Origin of the sequence: Chondromyces apiculatus DSM 436 (assembly GCF_000601485.1) — a bacterium.
Classification (GTDB): Bacteria; Myxococcota_A; Polyangia; order Polyangiales; family Polyangiaceae; genus Chondromyces; species Chondromyces apiculatus.
Genome location: NZ_ASRX01000027.1, coordinates 117998 through 138392, shown reverse-complemented (window position 1 = coordinate 138392; position 20395 = coordinate 117998). Strand labels below are relative to the sequence as shown.

At 69.6% G+C, this 20395-nt stretch carries 14 protein-coding genes and 1 pseudogene; 10 read left to right on the top strand and 5 right to left on the bottom strand.

Annotated elements, in window-relative coordinates; translation table 11 throughout:
• Positions 1–45 precede the first annotated feature (45 nt).
• A complete protein-coding gene (locus CAP_RS19120) occupies positions 46–1251 on the bottom strand; it encodes a cytochrome P450 (protein ID WP_044243015.1) in 1206 nt (401 codons plus the stop codon).
• A 22-nt stretch (positions 1252–1273) separates the two neighbouring features.
• Positions 1274–2854: a CotH kinase family protein gene (locus CAP_RS19115; RefSeq protein WP_052375498.1), complete on the bottom strand. Its 1581-nt coding sequence runs from the start codon at positions 2852–2854 to the stop codon at positions 1274–1276.
• A 249-nt stretch (positions 2855–3103) separates the two neighbouring features.
• On the opposite strand from CAP_RS19115, the gene CAP_RS19110 reads away from it, so the two are divergent.
• On the top strand, positions 3104–4474 hold the full coding sequence (locus tag CAP_RS19110; RefSeq protein ID WP_156040935.1) for a hypothetical protein: 1371 nt from the start codon (positions 3104–3106) through the stop codon (positions 4472–4474).
• Between the two features lie 45 nt (positions 4475–4519).
• Here the strand turns inward: CAP_RS19110 and CAP_RS50595 are convergent, their stop codons facing one another.
• Positions 4520–5059, bottom strand: a complete 540-nt coding sequence (locus CAP_RS50595) for a hypothetical protein (protein ID WP_044243012.1) — start codon at positions 5057–5059, stop codon at positions 4520–4522.
• Positions 5060–5224: 165 nt separating this feature from the next.
• Here CAP_RS50595 and CAP_RS19100 point away from each other — a divergent pair, with 165 nt between their 5' ends.
• The 6 genes and pseudogenes from CAP_RS19100 (at position 5225) to CAP_RS19080 (ending at position 10040) form a co-directional block, all read left to right on the top strand.
• Positions 5225–5941, top strand: coding sequence for a hypothetical protein (locus CAP_RS19100; RefSeq protein ID WP_044243010.1), 717 nt, complete (start codon positions 5225–5227; stop codon positions 5939–5941).
• A gap of 162 nt (positions 5942–6103) precedes the next feature.
• The gene (locus CAP_RS53740) at positions 6104–6277 is read left to right on the top strand and encodes a hypothetical protein (RefSeq protein ID WP_156040934.1); all 174 of its coding nucleotides are present in this window, start codon (positions 6104–6106) and stop codon (positions 6275–6277) included.
• A 117-nt stretch (positions 6278–6394) separates the two neighbouring features.
• A pseudogene (locus tag CAP_RS19095) lies at positions 6395–6766 on the top strand (STAS domain-containing protein); the annotation flags it as partial.
• A 171-nt stretch (positions 6767–6937) separates the two neighbouring features.
• Complete coding sequence (locus tag CAP_RS44945) at positions 6938–8239, top strand: CapA family protein (RefSeq protein WP_231511562.1); 1302 nt, start codon at positions 6938–6940, stop codon at positions 8237–8239.
• A 231-nt stretch (positions 8240–8470) separates the two neighbouring features.
• Positions 8471–9175, top strand: a complete 705-nt coding sequence (locus CAP_RS19085; protein ID WP_052375496.1) for a hypothetical protein — start codon at positions 8471–8473, stop codon at positions 9173–9175.
• Between the two features lie 49 nt (positions 9176–9224).
• Positions 9225–10040: a class I SAM-dependent methyltransferase gene (locus CAP_RS19080; protein WP_044243007.1), complete on the top strand. Its 816-nt coding sequence runs from the start codon at positions 9225–9227 to the stop codon at positions 10038–10040.
• Between the two features lie 82 nt (positions 10041–10122).
• On the opposite strand, the gene CAP_RS19075 is transcribed toward CAP_RS19080, so the two are convergent.
• Complete coding sequence (locus tag CAP_RS19075) at positions 10123–10983, bottom strand: hypothetical protein (RefSeq protein ID WP_044243003.1); 861 nt, start codon at positions 10981–10983, stop codon at positions 10123–10125.
• A gap of 176 nt (positions 10984–11159) precedes the next feature.
• Here CAP_RS19075 and CAP_RS19070 point away from each other — a divergent pair, with 176 nt between their 5' ends.
• Positions 11160–12623, top strand: coding sequence for a multicopper oxidase family protein (locus CAP_RS19070; RefSeq protein ID WP_081865032.1), 1464 nt, complete (start codon positions 11160–11162; stop codon positions 12621–12623).
• A 13-nt stretch (positions 12624–12636) separates the two neighbouring features.
• On the opposite strand, the gene CAP_RS19065 is transcribed toward CAP_RS19070, so the two are convergent.
• Positions 12637–15132 (bottom strand): PAS domain S-box protein, encoded by a 2496-nt coding sequence (locus CAP_RS19065; protein ID WP_197041254.1) that lies wholly within the window; start codon positions 15130–15132, stop codon positions 12637–12639.
• A 284-nt stretch (positions 15133–15416) separates the two neighbouring features.
• On the opposite strand from CAP_RS19065, the gene CAP_RS19060 reads away from it, so the two are divergent.
• Positions 15417–17873: a type VI secretion system Vgr family protein gene (locus CAP_RS19060; protein WP_052375495.1), complete on the top strand. Its 2457-nt coding sequence runs from the start codon at positions 15417–15419 to the stop codon at positions 17871–17873.
• A 47-nt stretch (positions 17874–17920) separates the two neighbouring features.
• On the top strand, positions 17921–20374 hold the full coding sequence (locus tag CAP_RS19055; RefSeq protein ID WP_044243000.1) for a type VI secretion system Vgr family protein: 2454 nt from the start codon (positions 17921–17923) through the stop codon (positions 20372–20374).
• Positions 20375–20395 lie beyond the last annotated feature (21 nt).

Below are 20395 nucleotides of genomic sequence, written 5' to 3'. Positions count from 1 at the left end.
CCGACAGGCCCCTGCTCCAGGCCCCTGAGCCAGGGTACGCAGTACTCAGCAGGGGGTGAAGTGGATGGGCTGGTGGCGGACGCTGCGGACGAGGTTGGTGCGGGAGGGGGTGAGGGGGGCGGAGGGGGCGAGGTCGCGGAGGGTGGTGAGGACTTCGCGGAAGAGGTGCTTGCACTCGAGGCGGGCGAGGGGGGCGCCGAGGCAGAAGTGGGCGCCGTGGCCGAAGGCGAAGTGGTGGTTCGGGGTGCGGTGGATGTTGAGATGGTCGGGGTCGTCGAAGACGGCGGCGTCGCGGTTGGCGGAGGGGAAGAAGATCACCACCTTGTCGCCTTCGCGGATGGTCTGGCCGCCGAGCACGGTGTCCTGGGTGGCGGTGCGGCGGAACTGGATGACGGGGGAGACGAAGCGCATCAGCTCCTCGATGGCGCCAGGGAGAAGGGAGGGGTCGTCGCGGAGGCGCGCGAGGGTGTCGGGGTGGGCGAAGAGCACGTCGAGGCCGTGGCAGAGGAGGCCGCGGGTGGCGTCGCTGCCGGCGTTGAAGAGGAGGAGGAAGAACCACTGGAATTCGCTGGGGGTGAGGCGGCGGCCTTCGATCTCGCAGGAGAGGAGATCGCTCACGAGATCGTTCGCGGGGGAGGTGGTCTTGTGGCGCGCGAGGTCGGCGGCGTAGGCGCGGAGTTCGCCGGAGGCGGCGACGCCGTCTTCGAAGGCTGCGCGGGGGTCGGGGAGGTCGCTGCTCAACATGCGGGCAGTGCGGGCGTAGAGCAGCTCGCGGTCTTCGAGGGGGACGCCGAGGATTTCGCAGATGACGAAGAGGGGCATCTCGCCGCCGAGTTCGGTGGCGAAGTCGCAGTGGCCGCGGGCGCGGACGCGGGTGACGAGGTCGCGGGCATGCTCGGCGATGCGGCGGTCGAGGGCGGCGATGTGCTGGGGGGAGAAGGCGTGGTTGACGAGGCGGCGCATGCTGGTGTGGGCAGGGGGGTCCTGGTTCAGCAAGGTCTTGCGCAGCTCGTCGAGGAACGGGGGGGGGGGGTCTTCGAGGAGCACGCCGCCGCGCCAGGAGGAGTAGAGGGTGGGGTTGCGCAGGACGGTCTGGATGTCGTGGTAGCGGGTGATGGTCCAGGAGCCCTGGCCGCGGGGGTCGACGTGCCAGGAGACGGGCTGGTGTTCGCGGAGCTTCCGGAAGATGGAGTGGGGGAAGCCAGGGGTGTAGAGGTCGGCGCTGGTGAGGTCGAGGGGGGCGTCGGACATGGTGATGCTCGGGGAGAGGGGGTCAGTAGGTTGCGGCCTGGAACTGCCAGCGTTCGGTGAGCCATGCGCGGAGGTAGGCGAGCTCCTCGTCGTAGGTGGTGAAGTCGGTGCGGAAGCTCCAGTCGCCGTAGGTGCGGTAGGCTTCGCCCCACCGGTGCTCGTCGCGGCGGGCGCTCGCGTCGATGCGGTCGATGTAGCCGGTCACGAGGGCCTGGATGGCTTCCTCGGTGTAGATGGTGCGGAGGACGTCGGCGTAGCGGGCGCGGAGGGCGGGGCCGAGGGTGGGCTCTTCGAGGAAGCGCTCGAAGAGGCGGTTCATGTCGGTGTAGTCGCGGAAGGTGGAGGCAGAGGCGCGGGCGGTCTGCCAGGTCTGCCCGAAGCTGTCGTTGAAGTCCCAGGGCATGTAGCGGAACACGCCATCGGTGGTCGGGTCGCGGTAGTGGTAGCTGTTCTTGCCGGCGGAGTCGCTGCCGAGGATGAAGGTGACGAAGATCCACCAGTCCTCGTAGTCGCGCTGATCGATGCGGGAGGCGATGCCGGAGGTGAAGGTGGCGGAGTCGCTGGTGGCGACGAAGTCGACGAGGGCTTCGAGGTCGGCGAAGGCGCCGGGCTCGCCTTCGAGGGGGAGGCCCTCCTTCTTTTCGTAGCCGTCGTGGAGGGTGGACTTCTCGCCGCCGTACTGGATGGAGATGCGGTCGAAGTTGGCGTCGTGGTCGATGGCTTTGTAGAGGTTGCCGTCTTCGGAGTAGCCGTGGGCCTCCATGAAGTCTTTGTCGGGGTGGTCGGCGACGGTGTAGAGGCCCCAGTAGGCGCCCTCGATGTAGACGACGGCGCTGTAGGTCTTGATCTGGAGGTGGGCGGGGTCGAGGGCATTCCAGAGGTCGTAGGCGAGGCGCTGGCGGACGTAGGAGTTGTCGTCGAAGGTGCTGATGAGCACGAGCTTGCGGCGGTCGGTGAAGCCGAAGGCTTCGTCGGGCTCCTGGAAGCGGTCGTCCTTGGCGAACTTCAGGGTGTAGCTGTTCTTCGGGTAGGAGAGGGACGAGGCGCCGCGGAGCTTGGCCTCGGCGAGGTAGGCGTGGCCGCGGTAGGTGATGGTGTTGGCGTCGTACTCCTCGGTGAGGGGGCGGCGGTCGAGGAAGAGGACGGGGAGGCCGTACTCCTCGCCGTAGCGGGCCGGGTCGAGGACGGGGATGTTGGCAGGGTCGTCCCAGGCGTCGGCGACGCCGATCTTCACGTGGGTGGTTTCGTCGGTGGCGGGGACGTGGACGGTGACGTCGTAGACGGCGGCCTGGTCGAGGGCAGGGGTGAAGCGGACCTCGCCGGTGGCAGGGTCGTGGGTGGCGCCGGGGGGGAGGCCGGTGATCTCCAGGGCGGTGCCGTCGAGGGAGAGGCTGGTCGTGCAGCCGATGGTGAAGGTGAGGGTCTCGCCTTCGCGGAGCCAGTGGGGGCCGCCGCCGGAGGGGGCGCAGAGGCCCGGGGGATCGCTGGCGGTGTGGGTGGTCGGGCCGCCGGTGGCGCTTTCGGTGTCGTCAGCGCAGGCGGAAGGCAGCAGTGCACCGAGGAGGAGGGTGAGCCTGGCGGTGGAGCGCAGCAGGGGACGCATTGTCAGAACTATAACGCACCCCAGGGGAGGTCGGTACGCGGGTGGCCGCGGCGGGAGGCTGGGAGGAAGGCGCTGGGGGGCGCGGCGGGGGAGAGGTGAGAGGTGAAGGGAGGAGATGGTGAAGAGGGCGTGGTGAAGAGGGCGTGGTGAAGGGGGCGTGGTGAAGGGGGCGTGGTGAAGGGGAAGAGGGTGGAGCTCCAAGTTCTTGGCGGGGGGCGAGGGGCCTGAGTAGGGTGGACTGCCAGACGCATGAAGCTTGCTCCGCTGTCGTGGCTGGTTCGCGTGGGGACGCTGTCACTCTGCTTGATGAGTGCGGCGTGCATCATCATCACGGGGGAAGGAGAGGGAGAAGGCGAGGGGCCGCTGCCCGACCCCGAGGAGGAGCCGGTGGTGGAGGGGCGTGAGCCCGAGGTGGCGGATCCGGGGTCACCGTGTCAGGTCGGGGATCGGGGGGTGGTGCTCGCGTACGAGAAGGTCGCGGAGTACGCGACTGCCGTGGAGACACAGGCGCAGCTCGATGCGTTTCTGGGGCTGTACACGGACCTCGGGTACGTGAGCCATCCGGTCGAGGCCGAGGTGCAGTACGGGGTGGACAGCTACCGGGTCAGTTACTGCACCGTGGATGCGGCGCTGCCGGATCCGGGGACCGGGGAGCGCACGCGGCGGAAGCTGGCGGTGGCGACGGGGATGCTGTCGGTGCCGCGGAGGAGCGAGGCAAGCGCGGTGGTGCTGTATCACCACGGGACGTCGGTGTCGTACGACGATGCGCCATCGAATCCGAGCATCGAGGTGAGCTTCGATGGGCCTCCGTCGTCCACGATCTTTGCGGGGAGCGGGTTCATTTACGTGGCGCCGGATTACCTGGGGCTGGGGTCGTCGCCGTTGACGCCGCACCGGTACTTCCATGCGGGGTCGGAGGCGGACTCGGCGACGGATCTGCTGAAGGCGGCGCAGGAGGTGCTCGGGGATCTGGAGGTGGCGCGGACGGAGGATCTGTTCCTGTTCGGGTTCTCGCAGGGGGGGCATGCGGCGCTGGCGACGCAGCGGAGGCTGGAGGAGGAGCTGGGGGTGACGGTGACGGCGACAGCGACGTCGGGCGGGGTGTTCGACGTGGAGCGGTTCTTCCTGTCGTGCCTGGCGAACGAGGAGGTGGCGACGCTCGCGCTGTATGCGTCGTACGTGCTGGTGGCGTACGACACGGTCTACGGGGTCTACGGGTCGACGGCGGAGGTGTTCGCGCCGGCGTACGCGGGGATCGTGGAGGGGCTGTTCGACATGGAGCACACCTTCGATGAGGTGGTGGCGGCGCTGGCGCCCTCGGCGCGGGAGACGCTGGCGCCGGGGTTCTACGCGGCGGTGTCGGGGGATGCGGAGCACCCGGTGCGGGTGCGGATGCGTGAGAACGGGGTGGATGAGGGGTGGGTCCCGGGAGCGCCGGTGCGCAACTACCACAGCCCGGAGGACGAGGAGGTGGCCTACGGGGATGCGGAGGCGTCGGTTGCGGCGCTGAACGAGGGCGGGGGGGCGGTGACGATCGAGACGCTGGATGGGCTCGATCACATCAATACGTGGCTGCAGGCGATGCCGCGCGCGGTGGGGTGGTTCCGGGGGCTGGAATGAGGGCGGCGGGGGGCGAGAGGGGGCCAGAGGGGGCGTGGAGGGGGGTTACTGGAGGGTGAGGGTGACAGGGGGGGCGCCGGTGCACGCCGGCTCGCAGCCAGGGCCGTTCGGGGTCGCGGAGGTGTAGGCAGGCGTGTAGCTGGCGGCGCCGATGGGGGCGTCGGCCTCGAAGACCTTCACGTCCACCTTGGCGGGGCGGGTGCCCTGCGAGAAGTCGATGCCGGAGAGGCTGTGCTGGGCGGGAGGGAGGGCACACCCGCTCAGGCCGAGCTGGAAGCCAGCGTCGGCAGGGCAAGGAGGGGGAGCGTCGCAGGCGAGGGGGAAGGTGGCGGTGCACGTGGCCTCCTTGCCGTCGGCGGTGACGGTGACGCGGTAGGTCCCCGACTTCCAGGGGGAGGGCCGCTGGAAGGCGACGGAGAAGGCAGGGCCGCAGCCGATCTGGGTGCAGGGGCGCGCGCCGTCGGGGGCGACCGGGGGAGGCGCGGAGGGGTCGTTCGGGGTGGGCTGGTCAGGGCTGCCGCACGCGGCGGTGGCCGTGAGGGCGAGGAGCAGGGCGGTGGGCATGCGCAGGAGGGCGGTGGGCATGCGCGGAGCTTACGTCGGGCGTGCGGGCTGCACACGGTGGAAGGGTGGTGAGGTGGGCGTGGGGTTCCGCTCGGGGGAGGCAGGGGCTGCGTAAGGGAAGGAGCCCACCTCGGTTCCGTGCATCCACTGGCTTCTGGCGCGGGGGCGCGCATGCGCAGATGGGCCATGTCCGACGATGCCAGCACCTGGAAGGTTCTCCCGCATGATCCGATCGAGAAGCTCGCGGAGAACCTGTGGCGCGTGGTGGGGACCCTGCCTCACTTCTCGCTGCGACGGGTGATGACGGTGGCGCGGATGGGGGATGGGCGGCTCGTGATTCACAGTGCGATCGCGCTCGATCCGGAGGCGATGCGGGAGATCGAGGCGTGGGGGGAGCCGGCGTTTCTGCTCATCCCGCACACGCGGCACCGCATGGATGCGCCGCGGTACAAGCAGCGCTATCCGGGGCTCCGGGTGCTCGCTCCGAAGGCGGTCTTTCATGCGGCAGCGAAGGTGGTGCCCGTGGAGGGGACGTACGAGGATTTTCCGGCGGACGAGGCGATCCGGCTGGAGATGCTGCGCGGGGTCGATCAGGCAGAAGGGGCCATGATCGTGCGGTCGGCGGACGGGGTGACGGTGGTGCTCAACGAGGTGGTGTTCGACCTCACGCCGCCACAGAGCCTCGCGGCGCGGGTGGTGATGCACGTCGCTCGGCTGGGGCCCGGGCCACGCGTCACGCCGGTGGTGAAGGTCGAGCTCGTCCGGGATCGGGGGGCGCTGCGGGAGGAGCTGCTGCGCTATGCGGCGCTGCCGGAGCTGGTGCGCCTCATCGTGTCGCACGACAAGCTTTCGACGGGATCTGCCGCTGCGGCTGCGCTGCGGCAGGCTGCCTCCACGCTGTGAGAGAGTCGTGGGACGAGGCGGAGAGATGTGCTGCGTGAGGGGGAGTGGTGGGGCGCCACACGGGGGTTTCGAGCGCTTTCACGAGGGCGCGTGTCCTGATACGGGTGAACTCATTTTCCCATCGCGGAGGACTGCTTGAGCGTGGACGTGCATGACAGTGTGATGGGTTCGTTCTTCGAGACGTGCCCCCAGATGCTCTTCATCGCCGGGCTGGAGGGGCAGCTCAGGATCACCCGTCAGGCCCTGCGCACGGCGTTCGGTCCAGGCGGCGAGGGGGGGAGCACCCTCGCGGATCTCGTGCACCCCGACGACCGGAGCATGTTCGAGGCCGCGTAGGTGCGGCTGCAGCAGGACCGGGCGCCGATGCGGGTCGATCTGCGGGTGGGGGATGAGAAGGGGGAGTTCCGTTACTTCACGTGCCATGCGGCGCGCTCGGCGGGGGGAGCGCGGTGCACGCCGATCATCGAGGTGTGGGACGGGGTGCTGACGCTGCCGATGTTCGGGATCCTGGACAGCATGCGGACGTCGGAGGTGATGGACAACCTCCTCGATCGGATCACCACCAACAGCTCGCGCTTCGCGATCCTCGACATGACGGGGGTGGAGGTGGTCGATACGGGGGTCGCGGGGTACCTGATCCAGCTCGTCAATGCGATCCGTCTGCTCGGGGCCGAGGGGATCGTGGCCGGGATCCGGCCCACGGTGGCGCAGACGATGATCACGCTCGGCGCGGATCTGTCGCAGATCACCACCCACCGGAACCTCCGCGCGGCGCTCGGGTACTGCATCCGCGCCATGTCCAAGGAGCGCTCAGCGTCGCGCTGATGCGCCGCGCCAGTGGGCGCGCTACCGAGACGGTTGCTCCCCCGAGGCTGCGGCGATACCTGAAGGGCAGTGCCGCTCGGTGCTCCCTCCGCCTGCGCTCCTGCGGCGCTCGCGCTGCTGGTTGCGCGTTTGGTTGCGCGTTTGGTTGCGCGTTTGGTTGCGCGTTTGGTCGTGCTCGCGGTCGTGCTCGCGTATGCAGCCTGTCGCGAGCCGGAACCGGCGGGAGGCAGGGAGACGGGGGCGGTGCTCGCCGCGCCAGGGCTTGCTGGAACGGTCGGGGCGAGCGCTTCGACGGGCGCCGCGGCCAGCGCGAGGGCGTTTCCTGCGCCCGCCACGGGGGCGACGGGGGCTGCTGGCCTGGCAGGTGGGTCGGGGGCGTCGGGTCAACCGGCCATGCCCGGAGCGGTGGCTGCGCCGCGACCTGCGGGGGCGCTGGTGATGGTCGCGGGGGGGGACGTGAGCTTCGGGCGTCGGCTGGGCCAGGTGCTCCTGCGCGATCCGCACCACGATCCGTTCGCGGGTCTCTCTGGGTTGCTGGGGGGCGCGGATCTCCGGTTCGTGAACCTGGAGAGTCAGCTCAGCGATCAGCACGGGGAGACGGCGTCGCCGCGGGAACGGCTGGTGTTCACCGGGCCCCCGGAGGGCGCCGAGGCGCTCGCGCGGGCGGGGGTCGATCTGGTGTCGCTCGCGAACAATCACATGTGGGACTACGGCTTCCGGGCCTTCCTCGAGACGCTGGGCAACCTGGAGCGGGTGGGCATCGCGCGGGTGGGGGCGGGGCGGAGTCCGCGGGAGTTCTTCGCGCCCACGATCCTCGACAGGAACGGGCTGCGCGTCGCGTTCATCGCCGTGACGGATGTGTGGAACGATGGGCGGCTCCAGGAGCACGCGGCGCGGATGCACGTGGCCTCGGCCGATCCCGATCTGCTGGCGCACGCGGTGAGGGCCGCGAGGCGCCGTGCGGACGTCGATGCGGTGGTGGTGAGCTACCACGGGGGCGCGGAGTACACGGAGGCGCCGCTGCCTCGTACCCGGCTCATCGCCCGCATGGCCATCGATGCTGGTGCAGATGCGTTCCTCGGCCACCATCCCCACGTCATCCAGGGGATCGCCCTCAGGCGCGGTCGGCCCATTTTCTACAGCCTCGGCAACCTGGTGATGCGCCCGAATCCGCGCGAGCCGGACACGGTGTTCGGGCTGGTGGCGCGGCTGCACCTGCGCCGGGGGGAGGCGCCGCTCGTCGAGGTGTGCCCGGTGCGCGGTGAGGCGCTCGGGGCGGTGGCGCTCTCTCGCGATCCGGAGCGAGGCGCAACGGAGGCGGCGGTTCGGGGTCGGCTGCGCGAGGTGCAGGGGGGCACGGAGGGGGCCGCGGAGGTGGAGGCGTTCGGGCCGGATGGATGCGCTGCCGTGCGCGAGGTCGGGGGGAGAGGCGAGGAGGCAAGGGGGGAGGCGAGGAGGCAAGGGGGGAGGTGAGGCGGTGAGGGGGGGCGGCGGCGGCGGTGGCGGCAGAGGTGTGGAGCGGGGGGGCATCGCACACCGGCCACATGGGTGCGGAGAACCGTCGGAGTCCCGGGTGCTGCGGTGCGAAGATGTCTACCCGGCCTGTGCGTCCTGGGCCTAGGATGGGCCCGACGCTCGTTACCTCCGGGCACGGCTTGCCCGACAGAGCTTACACAGGGATTTATGAGTGGACGTCTGAACGCCGTGAAGTGGATCGCGATCATGGGAGCATGGGCCGTGGCTGCGGCGGCGTGCGCTTCGGGCACGACCATCGACTCGGGGCCGCGTGAGCCGACCCTCTGCGACCTCCGCTGCGATTGCGAAGGGTGCACTGCGGACGAGTACGATGAGTGCGCGGAGGACGAGGCGCTCCTGCAGGAGGCCATCGACGAGAACGAGTGCCAGGACGAGTTCGAGGCTTTCTTCACCTGCTACACCGGGGCGGCCGTCTGCGAGGACGAGACGATCGAGGTCCCGAATAGCTGCGTGCCCGAGCTGGGAGAGCTGAACCAGTGTGTGACGCCTGAACCGGCCTGCAGCACGCTGAGTGACGGGATATGCGACGAGCCCGAGGGGACAGGCACCTGCCCGGAGGGGTCCGACGCCGTCGACTGCGCGACCCCCACGACCTGCGCCACCACGAACAACGGGGTGTGCGACGAGCCCGAGGGGACGGCGACGTGCTCCGAGGGGACGGACGTCGCCGACTGCACGCCGACGGGGACCTGCAACTACACGAACGACGGCTACTGCGACGAACCGGAAGGTTCGGGGCTGTGCCCCGAAGGGACGGACGTGAACGACTGCATGCCGACGGCGACGTGTCCGTACACGAACGACGGTGAGTGCGATGAGCCCGAAGGCACAGGTCTGTGCCCCGAGGGCAGCGATCCGGGCGACTGCCTCTGAGGCGTTCGGCGGCGGGGGCGAGCGCCTTCGCCTCGGAGGGGGGCGGGCGATGACGCGCAGGAAGGTGCACTTCACCGAGACGAAGGCGACGCTGCTCCTCACGCTGTATGGCAAGGCGCTGGAGAGCAAGCTGCCCGACTCCGCGCTCAAGGACACCTACGCCGCCGCGGCCGTCGCGCAGATCGACTACGACTTCGAGAAGCTCAAGTTGAAGCGGGACGCGATGATCGGGCTCGCGATGCGGGCGTCGATGATCGATGGCTGGACACGCGCGTTCCTCGCCAGCCAGCCCGAGGCCACGGTGGTGCACCTCGGCTGCGGGCTGGATTCGCGGGTCTTCCGGGTCGATCCTCCGCCCACCGCGCGCTGGTTCGACGTGGACTTCCCCGATGTCGTTGCGCTGCGGCGCGAGGTGTATCCTGCGCGGGACCACTACGAGCTGGTGGGCACCTCGGTGACCGAGCTGGGGTGGATCGAGGCGCTGCCCTCCGACAAGCCGGCGCTGATCGTGGGGGAGGGGTTGCTTCCCTACCTGGAGCCGGACAAGGGCATCGCGCTGCTGCGTAAGCTCGTGGCGCACTTTCCTTCGGGCGAGATGGCCTTCGATGTCTACTCCAACCTCGGCGTGAAGACGCTCACCTACCAGCCCTCGATCCGGGCCACCGGGGCGAGGCTGGGGTGGGGCATCGACGACGTGAACGAGCTGGTGCGCGCGGTGCCGGGTTTGAGGCTGCTCGACGAGGTGGAGGCGTATGACCCCGAGCAGGTGGCGCGCATGGGGCGGGTGAAGTCCGCCATCGTGAGGCTGATGCTCAAGGTCCCGGCGCTGCGCAAGATGGGGCGCCTCGTGAGGTTTCAGTTCTGAAGGCGACGGGAGCGGGGGAGACGCGGAGGCGAGGACGAGGGGGAGACGCGGAGGTGGCGCGGAGGCTCGCTGAGCTTCCGGGTCAGAGCGCGGTGGCTTTCCAGGTGTAGCCGCGCTCGGCACCGAAGGTGACCTCGATCTTGCCGAAGGTGACCTCGACCTTGCGGGGCTCGGGTGACGATTTGCGGGTGGCGGAGCAGACGTGCTTGTCGCCGCCGGAGAAGGGGATGAGCCCCGGGCCGCAATCGACGACGATCTGGGTCTTCATCTTGTTCGAGAGGTCCGCCGCGAGCTCGTCCCCGAGGGTCTTGGCGGCGTAGATGCGTTGGGGGCTGCGGATCAGCCACTCACCACCGGCGCGTTCGAGCGTGAGGTCCACGGGGGCGCCCGTGGTGGGGATGAGCGCGCAGGTCACCCGCGAGGTCGTCGCGTCGATGGGAGGACAGCTCACCGAGGTGAGCGGGAGGGTGGGGAAGAGGTTCCGGATGAAGTCGCTGAGCCGCGCGTGCTCGGGTAGGGGTGGGGGTGGTGGCGGGGCGGAGACGGGTGGGCCCGCGATGAGTTCGAGGGGGCCGTCGTCGTGGTTCGCGAAGGCCCCTGCGCCGCGGGCGATGTGGTGAGCGCCGAGGGCGACGAGGACCAGGGCGAGGCCGAGGCGCAGGGGGCGACGGGAGCGCTTGAAGCGGCGGAAGAGGAGGAGGCCCACGAAGGCGCAGACGAGCGTGAGGCTGCCACCCACGAGGGCGAAGGTGTCCGTCTCCTCCACGTGGGTCGAGGCGATGGTGCGTTCACCGACGGTGAGCACCGCCCGGTTCTCGCGCCGGCTGGGGAAGTGCAGGAGGGCAGGGAGCACGGCAGCCACGAGTCCCACGGCATCGACGGCGTGCCAGGTGGGGCGTGTCGCCTCCAGCTCTTCTTCGGAGAGGACGGCTTCCGGAGTCACGCGCGCGAAGCTACCGAAGTCACCCCGATGAAGCTACCGAACCTCCCCAGGGTGGGCGTGGGTACGCGGGACGGGGCGGAGGGGCCCGGTGACCGCGGGCCAGGGCGGAGTACACGGAGGCGGGAAAAAGTTCGGTCTTGACGCACGTTGAAATTGATATTCTGTGTCCGCCAACCATGCGCCGGTCTTCTGCAGTACTTCTGTTTGCCTCGGCCTTGCTGGGTTGCGGCGGTGACGAGGATGGGACGTCGGGGACGAGCAACACGCCAGGCGTTCCCCCTCTGCCTGTGATCGAGGGGCTCACCCCGCCGGAGGATCTGAACCCCGATCCCCATATCCTCGAGGTCGATCTCGTCGCGCGCCCGAATGCCGTCGCGCTGCTCTCCGGAGATCTCACGGAGATGCTCAACTACAACGGCCAGTTCCCGGGGCCGCTGCTCCATGCCCGCGTGGGTGACCGGATCGTGGTGCACTTCAAGAATGAGCTGGAGGAGCCGACGGTGGTGCACTGGCATGGCCTGCGCATCTCCGATCAGATGGATGGCTCTCCGATGATCCAGAACCCCGTGCAGCCGGGGGAGTCGTTCACCTACGATTTCGTCGTCCCCGATGCAGGGACGTACTGGTACCATACCCATTTTCACCAGATTGAGCAGTTCGAGCGCGGCCTCTATGGTGGCATCGTCGTCCACGAGCAGGAGGCGCCCGTCTTCTCTGCAGAGCGGATGTTCATGGGGGACGACATCCGCTTGAACTTCAGGAATCAGGTCGCCGTGTTCCAGGCGAGCGGCCCCGATGTGGGCGCCGGGCGGGTTGGCAACATCGTTCTCGTGAATGGCAAGCCGATCAACGATGAAGGTGGGCCAGCCACGTTCACCATGCCCCGAGGCGCGATCGAGCGCTGGCGCTTCGTGCTGGCGACGAATGCCCTCTCGTATGGGCTGCGGATCCGGGGGGCCGACGCGCGGGTGATCGCGACGGACGGCGGGCTCCTGCCGGAGCCCTTCGCGCTGGACCAGGTGGAGATCGCGCCGGGGCAGCGCTACGAGTTCGAGGTGCGCCCTGCGGCGGACGCGACCGAGGTCGTGCTCGAAGCGATGATCCTGGTGCTGGACGAGAACAACGAGGTGGTCGAGGCTCCCTTCGAGATCGCGCGGGGGACCATCGAGGGCGAGGTGTCGACCGCCGAGCCCGTGTACCCCACCGTGACGCTGCCTGCCACGGACGTGCAGGCCGAGAACCACGACTGGAAGCTTTCGGGGGCCGTGGTGGATGGGAAGGTGCAGTTCACCATCAACGGGGTGCCTGCCTTCGTGGGCGAGGGGCACGAGCACGTGGTGATCGAGACCTTCGAGCCGAACGTGCCGGTGAAGATCACCCTGAGCAGCGAGGTGAGCCCCTCCCACCCGTTCCACATTCACGGTCAGTTCTTCCAGATCCTCGAGCGCGGTGGTCAACCCGTGTTCGAGCCTGGGCTCCGTGACACGGTGCACGTCCGCGGTACCGAGACGGCCACCATCCTCTCGTACTTCGAGAACCCCGGGCAGTGGATGGTGCACTGCCACATCTCGGAGCACAGCGAGAACGGGATGATGGCCGATATCCTGGTGGGCGAGCCCGCCGAGGAGCACGCGCACTGACCCGCGCAAGTGGCTACGAGAGCACGATCATTTCCCGGATCTTCGTGGCCAGAGCGTCGATGGCGAAGGGTTTCATGATCATCTCCATGCCCTGACCCAGGAACCCTCCGCGCAGCGCCGCCCCTTCTGCGTAGCCCGTCACGAACAGGACGGGCAGCTCGGGGCGACGCTGCCGCGCGATCTCCGCGAGCTGTCGGCCGTTGAGGCCCGGCAGTCCCACGTCCGTCACCAGCAGGTCGATGCGCTGGCCGTTCTCCAGGAAGGGGATGGCCGAGCGCGCGTCCGTGGCCTCGAGCGCCGCGTACCCGAGGTCGTGCAGCACGTCGAGCATCACCATCCGCACCACGGGGTCGTCCTCGACCACCAGCACGGTCTCGCCAGCCTCGGCCTTGGGTCGCTCCCGCTCCGGGGCGCTGGTCTTCTCCATGAGCGCCTGATGTCGGCTCAGGTAGAGCTTCACCGTCGTGCCCTTGTCCACCTCCGAGTAGATGGACACGTGACCTCCTGACTGCTTCGCGAAGCCGTAGATCATCGACAGGCCGAGGCCCGTCCCCTGGCCGATGGGTTTGGTGGTGAAGAACGGGTCGAAGGCGCGCGCGATGACGTCGGGCGGCATTCCAGAGCCGGTGTCGGAGACGCAGATGACCACGTAATCACCAGCGTCGAGGCCGTCCTTGTCCTGCACGTACGCGGCGTCGAGGTGCGTGTTCGCGGTCTCGATGGTGAGCTTCCCGCCGCCAGCCATCGCATCGCGGGCATTGATGCAGAGATTCAGCAGCGCATTCTCGAACTGATTGGCGTCCGTGGTGGCTGCCCACAGGCCCGCGTCGAGCAGCATCGCGAGCTCCACGTTCTCACCCATGGTGCGCCGCAGCAGATCTTCCAGCGAGCCGATCAGCGCGTTCACGTCCGTGGGCTGGATGTCCAGCGACTGCCGCCGCGAGAACGCGAGCAGGCGGTGGGTCAGCGCGGCAGCCTTGGTGCTCGACCGGATCGCCACGTCGATGTAGCGCTGCATTCCCTCCAGCCGCCCCGTGGCGACGCGCTTCTGCAGGATATCCAGCGCGCCGATGATGCCCCCGAGGAGGTTGTTGAAGTCGTGCGCAATGCCGCCGGTGAGCTGGCCGATGGCCTCCATCTTCTGCGATTGCCGCAAGGCCTCCTCGGCCTGGAGGAGGGCCTGCGTACGCTCCTTCACCCGGCGCTCCAGGTCCTCGGCGTTGCGGGCCAGCGCCTCGCGGGCGTGCGTCACCTCGGTCACGTCGGTCCCGGTGCCCATCCAGCGCTCGATGGTGTCGTCGAGGCGCCGCACCGGCATCCCGCGGGTCAGGAACCAGCGGTAGCCACCCTCCCGGTCGCGGAAGGGGATGTGCACCTCGAAGGACTCTCCGGTCTCCAGCGCATGGCGCCAGACCTCGAGCACGTGGGCCCTGTGATCCGGGTGGATGACGCTGGCCCAGCCCGCGCCGTGGGACGCCTCCGGGGTCAGGCCCGTGAAGTCGCTCCAGAAGGGGTTGGTGTACGTGCTCCTGCCATCCGAGGACGCCATCCACACAATCTCCGGGACGATCTCCGAGAGGGTGCGGAACTGCAGCTCGCTCTCGCGGAGCGCGTTCTCGGCGTGCTTGCGGTGCTCGATGTCGATCAGCACCCCGAGGAAGCGCATCGGTCGGCCATCCGCGCCCTGCTCGCAGTGGCCATTGGCCTCGACCCAGCGGAACGTCCCGTCGAGCTGGCGGACGCGGTACTCCGAGCGGTAGCGGCCCCCGCGCGCCACGGTGCGGGCGATCTCCGAAGCGACCCGCACCTGGTCCTCGGGGTGCATGGACGCCATGACCGTGCTGAGCGGCAGGCCGGTCGCGCAGCGCTCGGGGTCCAGGGAGAACGACCGCGCGAACCGCGCGTCCGCCGTGAACCTGTCCGCAGGGATGTCCCAGACCCAGGTGCCGAGCACGGCTTGCGCGTCCAGGGCGAGCTGGATCCGCTCGTTGGCCGTGCGGAGATGGCGCTCGGTGAGCACGCGCTCGGTGGTCTCGATCGCCACGATCATCACCCCGTCGACCTTCTCTCGGTCGTCGCTCCGGACCGGTGAGAAGAAGAGGTCGAACCAGGCGTCGGCGAGGGCCCCATCGCGCTCCAGGGTGTGGAGCTTGTCGCGGGCCGTCACCCGTTCGCCCTGCAGCACCCGCTCGCTCAGGGGCAGGTTCCAGTCAGCCCAGAGCTCCGGCCACACGTCCTGGCAGCGCTGGCCGAGAGCCGCGGGGTGCTTGCTCCCGCAGATCGCGGCGTAGCCGTCGTTGTAGATCATCACCCGCTCCGGGCCCCAGAGCAGCACGGTCGAGAGCGGGCTGTTCAGGCAGATGTCGACGGCCGTCTTCAGGCTGTGGGGCCACGCGGTGATGGGCCCGAGGGGGGTCTTCGACCAGTCGAGCGCGCGTGTGAGGACCATGGTCTCGCCGTCACCCGCGGGGAAGGAGGGGCGCTGAGCGTCGTCGTTGCCGTCGGTCATGGTCTCGTCGCGCAGAAGGTGACCTTGCCACCGTTGCCGATGGGAAGGGCGCGGATCAAGCGCGGTGGTCGTGGACATCGTGGATCCACAGCCGCCAGCGTCGCCCTGCCTGCCGTGCACCGGAGGCCGGAATTTACAGCAGTTGTGCCACGCATTCGTGCGCGGCGTCCGGGGTCACGCTTGAACATGCTCTCACCACCTGTGAGGATGGACGCGGGCGGCTTCCAAGGTCCCACAGGACCCCAGATCGCACACAGGACGCCCGATCGCTGAGGACTGGACGGATGGTAGACGTCGACTTCTCGTTTGCGTGCGACATGGCGGAGAGCGCCGCCAGCCCCTGGGGGCATCTCGAGGTGGTGGAGCTCCGCGGGCAGGAAGCGATCTCGGAGCCCTACCGCTACGATCTGACCCTGGCGATCCGGGCCCCCGCACCGGAGGTGGATCCGCGCGATCTTCTCGGCAAGCGCGCGACGCTCCGGATCAGGACCAGCGCGAGCCCTGCCTTCAAGGTGGTGCACGGCATCCTGGTGGAGGCCGAGGAGCTGTTCGAGACGCCAGACGCGATGCTCTACAAGGTGACCCTCGCTCCCCCCTGGGTGCGGGCGATGCACCGGACGCGGAGCCGTGTCTTCCTCGACAAGACGCTCGCCGAGATCGTGGATGCCGTGCTCCAGGGCGACCCTCTGATGCAGCTCCGCGATGGCGCGGAGATCGAGGAGGAAGATGGCGCGCCGGTCTACGCGCCGGCCACGGAGCTGTTCACCTGGCGCGTGCGGGACACGGTGCGCCGCGACGACAGGCGCGCGCGCCCCTTCGTGGTCCAGTACAACGAGAGCGACTTCGCCTTCGTGTCGCGCCTGCTCGAGGAGGAGGGGATCAGCTACCACTTCGAGCAAGGCCGCGGCGCCTGCCTGCTGGTGCTCACCGACAACGACGGGGGCAGGCCGCGTCCGCCCGGGGGGGCGCTCGGCGCTGGCATCCTCGGGCGCGAGATCGCCGAGGTGCGGCTCGGAGGTCGGCTCCGCGCGTCCGGGGTGGTGCTCGGGGAGTACAACTGGAAGAAGCCGAAGCTCGCCATGGTGGTGCGCGCGGGCGAGGAGGCTGCGGAGGCGCTCTCCGAGTACCACTACCCGGGCGGCTACCCCGACGGACCGGGGCAGGGCGCGCCGCTGGCGGTGGCCCGCGCCGATCGTCAGCGGACCGAGGCGCGCTACGCGGTGGGCGAAGGCACCGCGCGCATGCTCGGCGGGGGGTCGGTGTTCCTGCTCGAGCACGACGATGCGGACCACGAGGGCGAGTACGTGGTGACCCGGCTCGACGTGCACGGCGAACAGCAGGGCGTGATCTACCAGGCCTCGGGCGCCCAGGAGAAACCCTGGGGAGCGCGCTTCGAGCTGGCCCGCCGCGGGAGCGGTGCCCAGGTGGAGGAGTCGCGCTTCAGGCCGGCGCTGCGGACCGCGAAGCCGCGCATCCAGGGGACCCAGACCGCCGTGGTGACCGCGTCTCCAGGCGCTGCGGGCGCCGAGGTGAACGTGGGCGGCCCGGATGGTCTCGGCGTCGGGTGCGTGCACGTGCGGTTCCGCTGGGACACGGACCAGGCGCGCCTGGCGAAGGAGCCCTCAAGTGTCTGGGTGCGGGTGAGCCAGGTCTTCGCCGGGGCAGGGGAAGGGGCAGTGTGGCACCCGCGTGTGGGCGATGAAGTGCTGGTCGACTTCGAGGAAGGCGACCCCGACCGGCCCGTGGTGGTGGGGCGCCTGTACAACGGCGCGAACCTCCCGGCGCGGACCGCCCCCCACGAGAGCTCGATGAAGTCGCTCTCCACGCCGGGAGGCGGCACCTACAACGAGATCATGTTCGGCGACGCCTCCGGCGGCGAGGTGCTGCACACCTACGCCGGCAAGGACCAGACCACGGACGTCGCCAACTTCCGGCGCGAGGGCATCGGCGGCAACGCCACCATGGTGATCGGCGGCAACAACACCGAGTCCATCGGCGGTAACCGCACCGAGAGCATCGGCGGCGACGACACGCTGACCATCGGCGCCAACCAGACCCTCACCATCGGCGGCAACGCCACCGCGATCATCGGCGCCAACTTCACGCATACGGTCGGCGCCAACGAGGTGAACCTCGTCGGGGGCGCGCAGCTCGTGCGGGTGGGGGCGAACCTCCAGGAGACGGTGGCTGGCGCCGTGGCCGAGACGTACGGGGCCTCCCGGACGACGACGGTGGGGGGCGCGGTGACCGAGAGCTACGGGGCCCTGATGAGCGTCACGGTCGGCGGGAACGTGGACGAGTCGTGCGCCTCTCACGCGGTCACGGTGAGCGCCGCGCGGCTGATGATGATCGGCGGCAACTACACCACGGTGGTGGGAGGCGCGAGCACGCTCGGGGTCGGCGCGGTGATGATCGAGGCCAGCGGTGGCCCGCAGAACCTCACGGTCGCGGGCAACATCCTCCGCAAGGCGCCGCTGCACCTCACCTCCGCGGCCCACGAGGAGGACATCAAGTCGGCGAAGCTCTCGGCCCTGACCACCAGCACCACGATCCACGGCGTCGCGCTGGAGCTGGTGGGGATGACGCGCACCGTGAACGGCGTGAAGAAGTCCAACAACGGGATCGAGCTGGATGCGGACGGGTACAAGAACAAGCCCTGCGGACGCATCATCAGGGCCGCTCCCGTGGGGTTCATCGCCTCCGGGGCCGACAACCAGACGGGCGGGAAGCTGGATGTCTGATGCGACGCGCGTGTGACCTGTGTCCGGCCAGTGCGTGGAGGAGATGAATGAGTCACGTGGACTTCACGTTCGCCTGTGAAGGGGTGGGGAGCCCGGCCGAGCCCTGGGCCGCGCTGGAGGTGGTGCGCTTCCAGGGCCGCGAGGCGCTCTCGGCGCTGTACCGCTACGAGATCGTCCTCCTCGCCCGGGCGCAGCCGGTCGACGTCGACGCGCTCGTCGGCAAGCGCGCCTCGCTCCGCATCGCCACCGGCTCGACGCCCGCCTGGAAGGTGGTCCACGGCCTCGTCACCGAGGCCGAGGAGATCGCATCCTTGCCCGAGGGCCGCACCCTGCGCGTCCTGCTTTCGCCTCCCCTGGCCCGCGCCACGCACCGCCGGCGCTGCCGCATCTTCCTCGACAAGACGCTGCGCCAGATCGTCGACGCCGTGCTGCTCGGCGACCCGCTCCTGACGAAGGGGGGAGGGGAGTCCCCGGAGCCCGACCTCGGGGATCCCGACTTCACCCCGGCCGAGGAGGCCTTCGCCTGGCGGATCGAGGATGCCTCGCGCCTCGACAGCAAGCGCGTCCGGCCCTTCGTCGTGCAGTACAACGAGAGCGACTTCGCGTTCGTGGCGCGCCTTCTGGAGGAGGAGGGGATCGCGTTCCACGTGGAGAACGGCGCGGGCAAGAGCCTGCTGGTGCTCAGTGACGGCGACGCAGGTCGGCCCCGGCTCTCACCGCTGCTCGCCAGCGCGGCCATCGCGGGGCGTGAGATCCGCGGCTTCTTCGCGGGCGCCCGGCTGCGGCCCGAGGCCGTCTCCCTCGGCGACTACAACTGGAAGCAGCCGGATGTGGCCATGGCGACGCAAGCCGGCGCCCCCGGGGCAGATCTCTTCGAGCAGGTCTATCCGGGCGGCTACCCGGACGAGGCGGGCCAGGGCAAGCTGCTCGCGGGCGCCCTGCTGGACAGGCACCGCACCGAAGCCCGCTTCGCGCGGGGAGAAGGCACCCTCCGGGTCCTGTCGGCCGGCACCATCTTCCGGCTCGAGCACAGCAAATCCCGCCTGGAAGGCGAGTACCTGGTGACGGCGCTCGAGGTCCGCGGCGAGCAGTCCGGCGTCCTTCAGAGCACGACCGACGCCTCCATGGGCGTGCCCTTCGACGCGCGCTTCACCTGTGCCCGTCGTGGGGAGGGGACCGCCGTGCAGGAGAGCCGCTTCCGGCCACCCCGCACCACCCCGAAGCCGCGCATCCAGGGCACGCAGACCGCGGTGGTGACGGCAGAGCCCTCGGCCAGGGGCGCGGAGATCAACGTCGGCGGCCCGGATGGCCTCGCCATCGGTGCGGTGCGGGTCCGGTTTCACTGGGACACGGACGAGGAGCGGCTCGCCAGCGAGCCGTCGAGCCTCTGGGTGCGCGTGAGCCAGTCGTTCGCCGGCAGCGGCATGGGCGGCGTCTGGCACGCGCGGGTGGGCACCGAGGTCATCGTCGCGTTCGAGGAGGGGGACCCCGATCGGCCCATCGTCGTCGGGCGCGTCTACAACGGGCAGAACCAGCCGCACCGGGGGGGCTCGCCGTCGGTCAGCACCTTCAAGTCGAACTCGAGCCCCGGTGGGGCGGTCCACAACGAGATCACCTTCGACGACAGCGCCGGGGCCGAGCTCGTGTACACCTGCGCCGGCAAGGACATGGAGACCGACGTCGGCAACGACCGGACCGAGACCGTCGCCGCTGACGCCTCGATGACGGTCGGCGGTGACGACACCGAGACCATCGGAGGGAGCTGCTCGGTCACCGTCGGAGGCAACGAGACGGTCACCGTCGGCGCCAACGACACGGCCCTCATCGGCGCGAACTGCACCACGACCATCGGCGCCAACAGCATGACCACCATCGGCGGCAGCGAGGCGCACATCGTCGGCGCCAACCAGTCGATCGCCATCGGGGCCACGCACACCGAGCACGTCGGCGGCAGCGTGACCGAGGCCATCGGCGCCTCGCTCACCACCACGGTGGCCTCCTCCGAGACCGAGGAGATCGGCGCGAACCGCGCGACGACCATCGCCGGGGCGCACACCCAGACCTTCGGCGCGGCGCACCTCAAGCAGGTCGGCGGCAACCGCTCGCTGGAGTGCGCGGACCTCACCACCGAGGTCGGCGCCGCCTCGATCCGCATCGTCGGCGGGAGCATCACCACCGAGGTCGGCGGCAGCCACACCCTGTCCGCGGGCGGGGGCGCCATCTACCTCACGCCGCGCTACTCGGCCTCGGACGACAACCGCAGCGACATCAACGACGCCAAGATCACCGTGGTCGGCTTGAACATGACCTTCGGGTTGATCCAGCTCGCTGCCAACGGGCTGAACACCAGCACGCTGGGGGTGAGCCTCGCGGCCACGGGGCTCAACCTCGAATTTTCAGGCGCCCAGCTCGACGTCTTCGCGATCTTGACCCGCATCCATGGCGGGCACGTGGAGACGGCGGGGTTCAAGGGCCGGTTCGGGCAGATCATCAAGCTCTGACGACGAGAGCAGGGGCAAGGG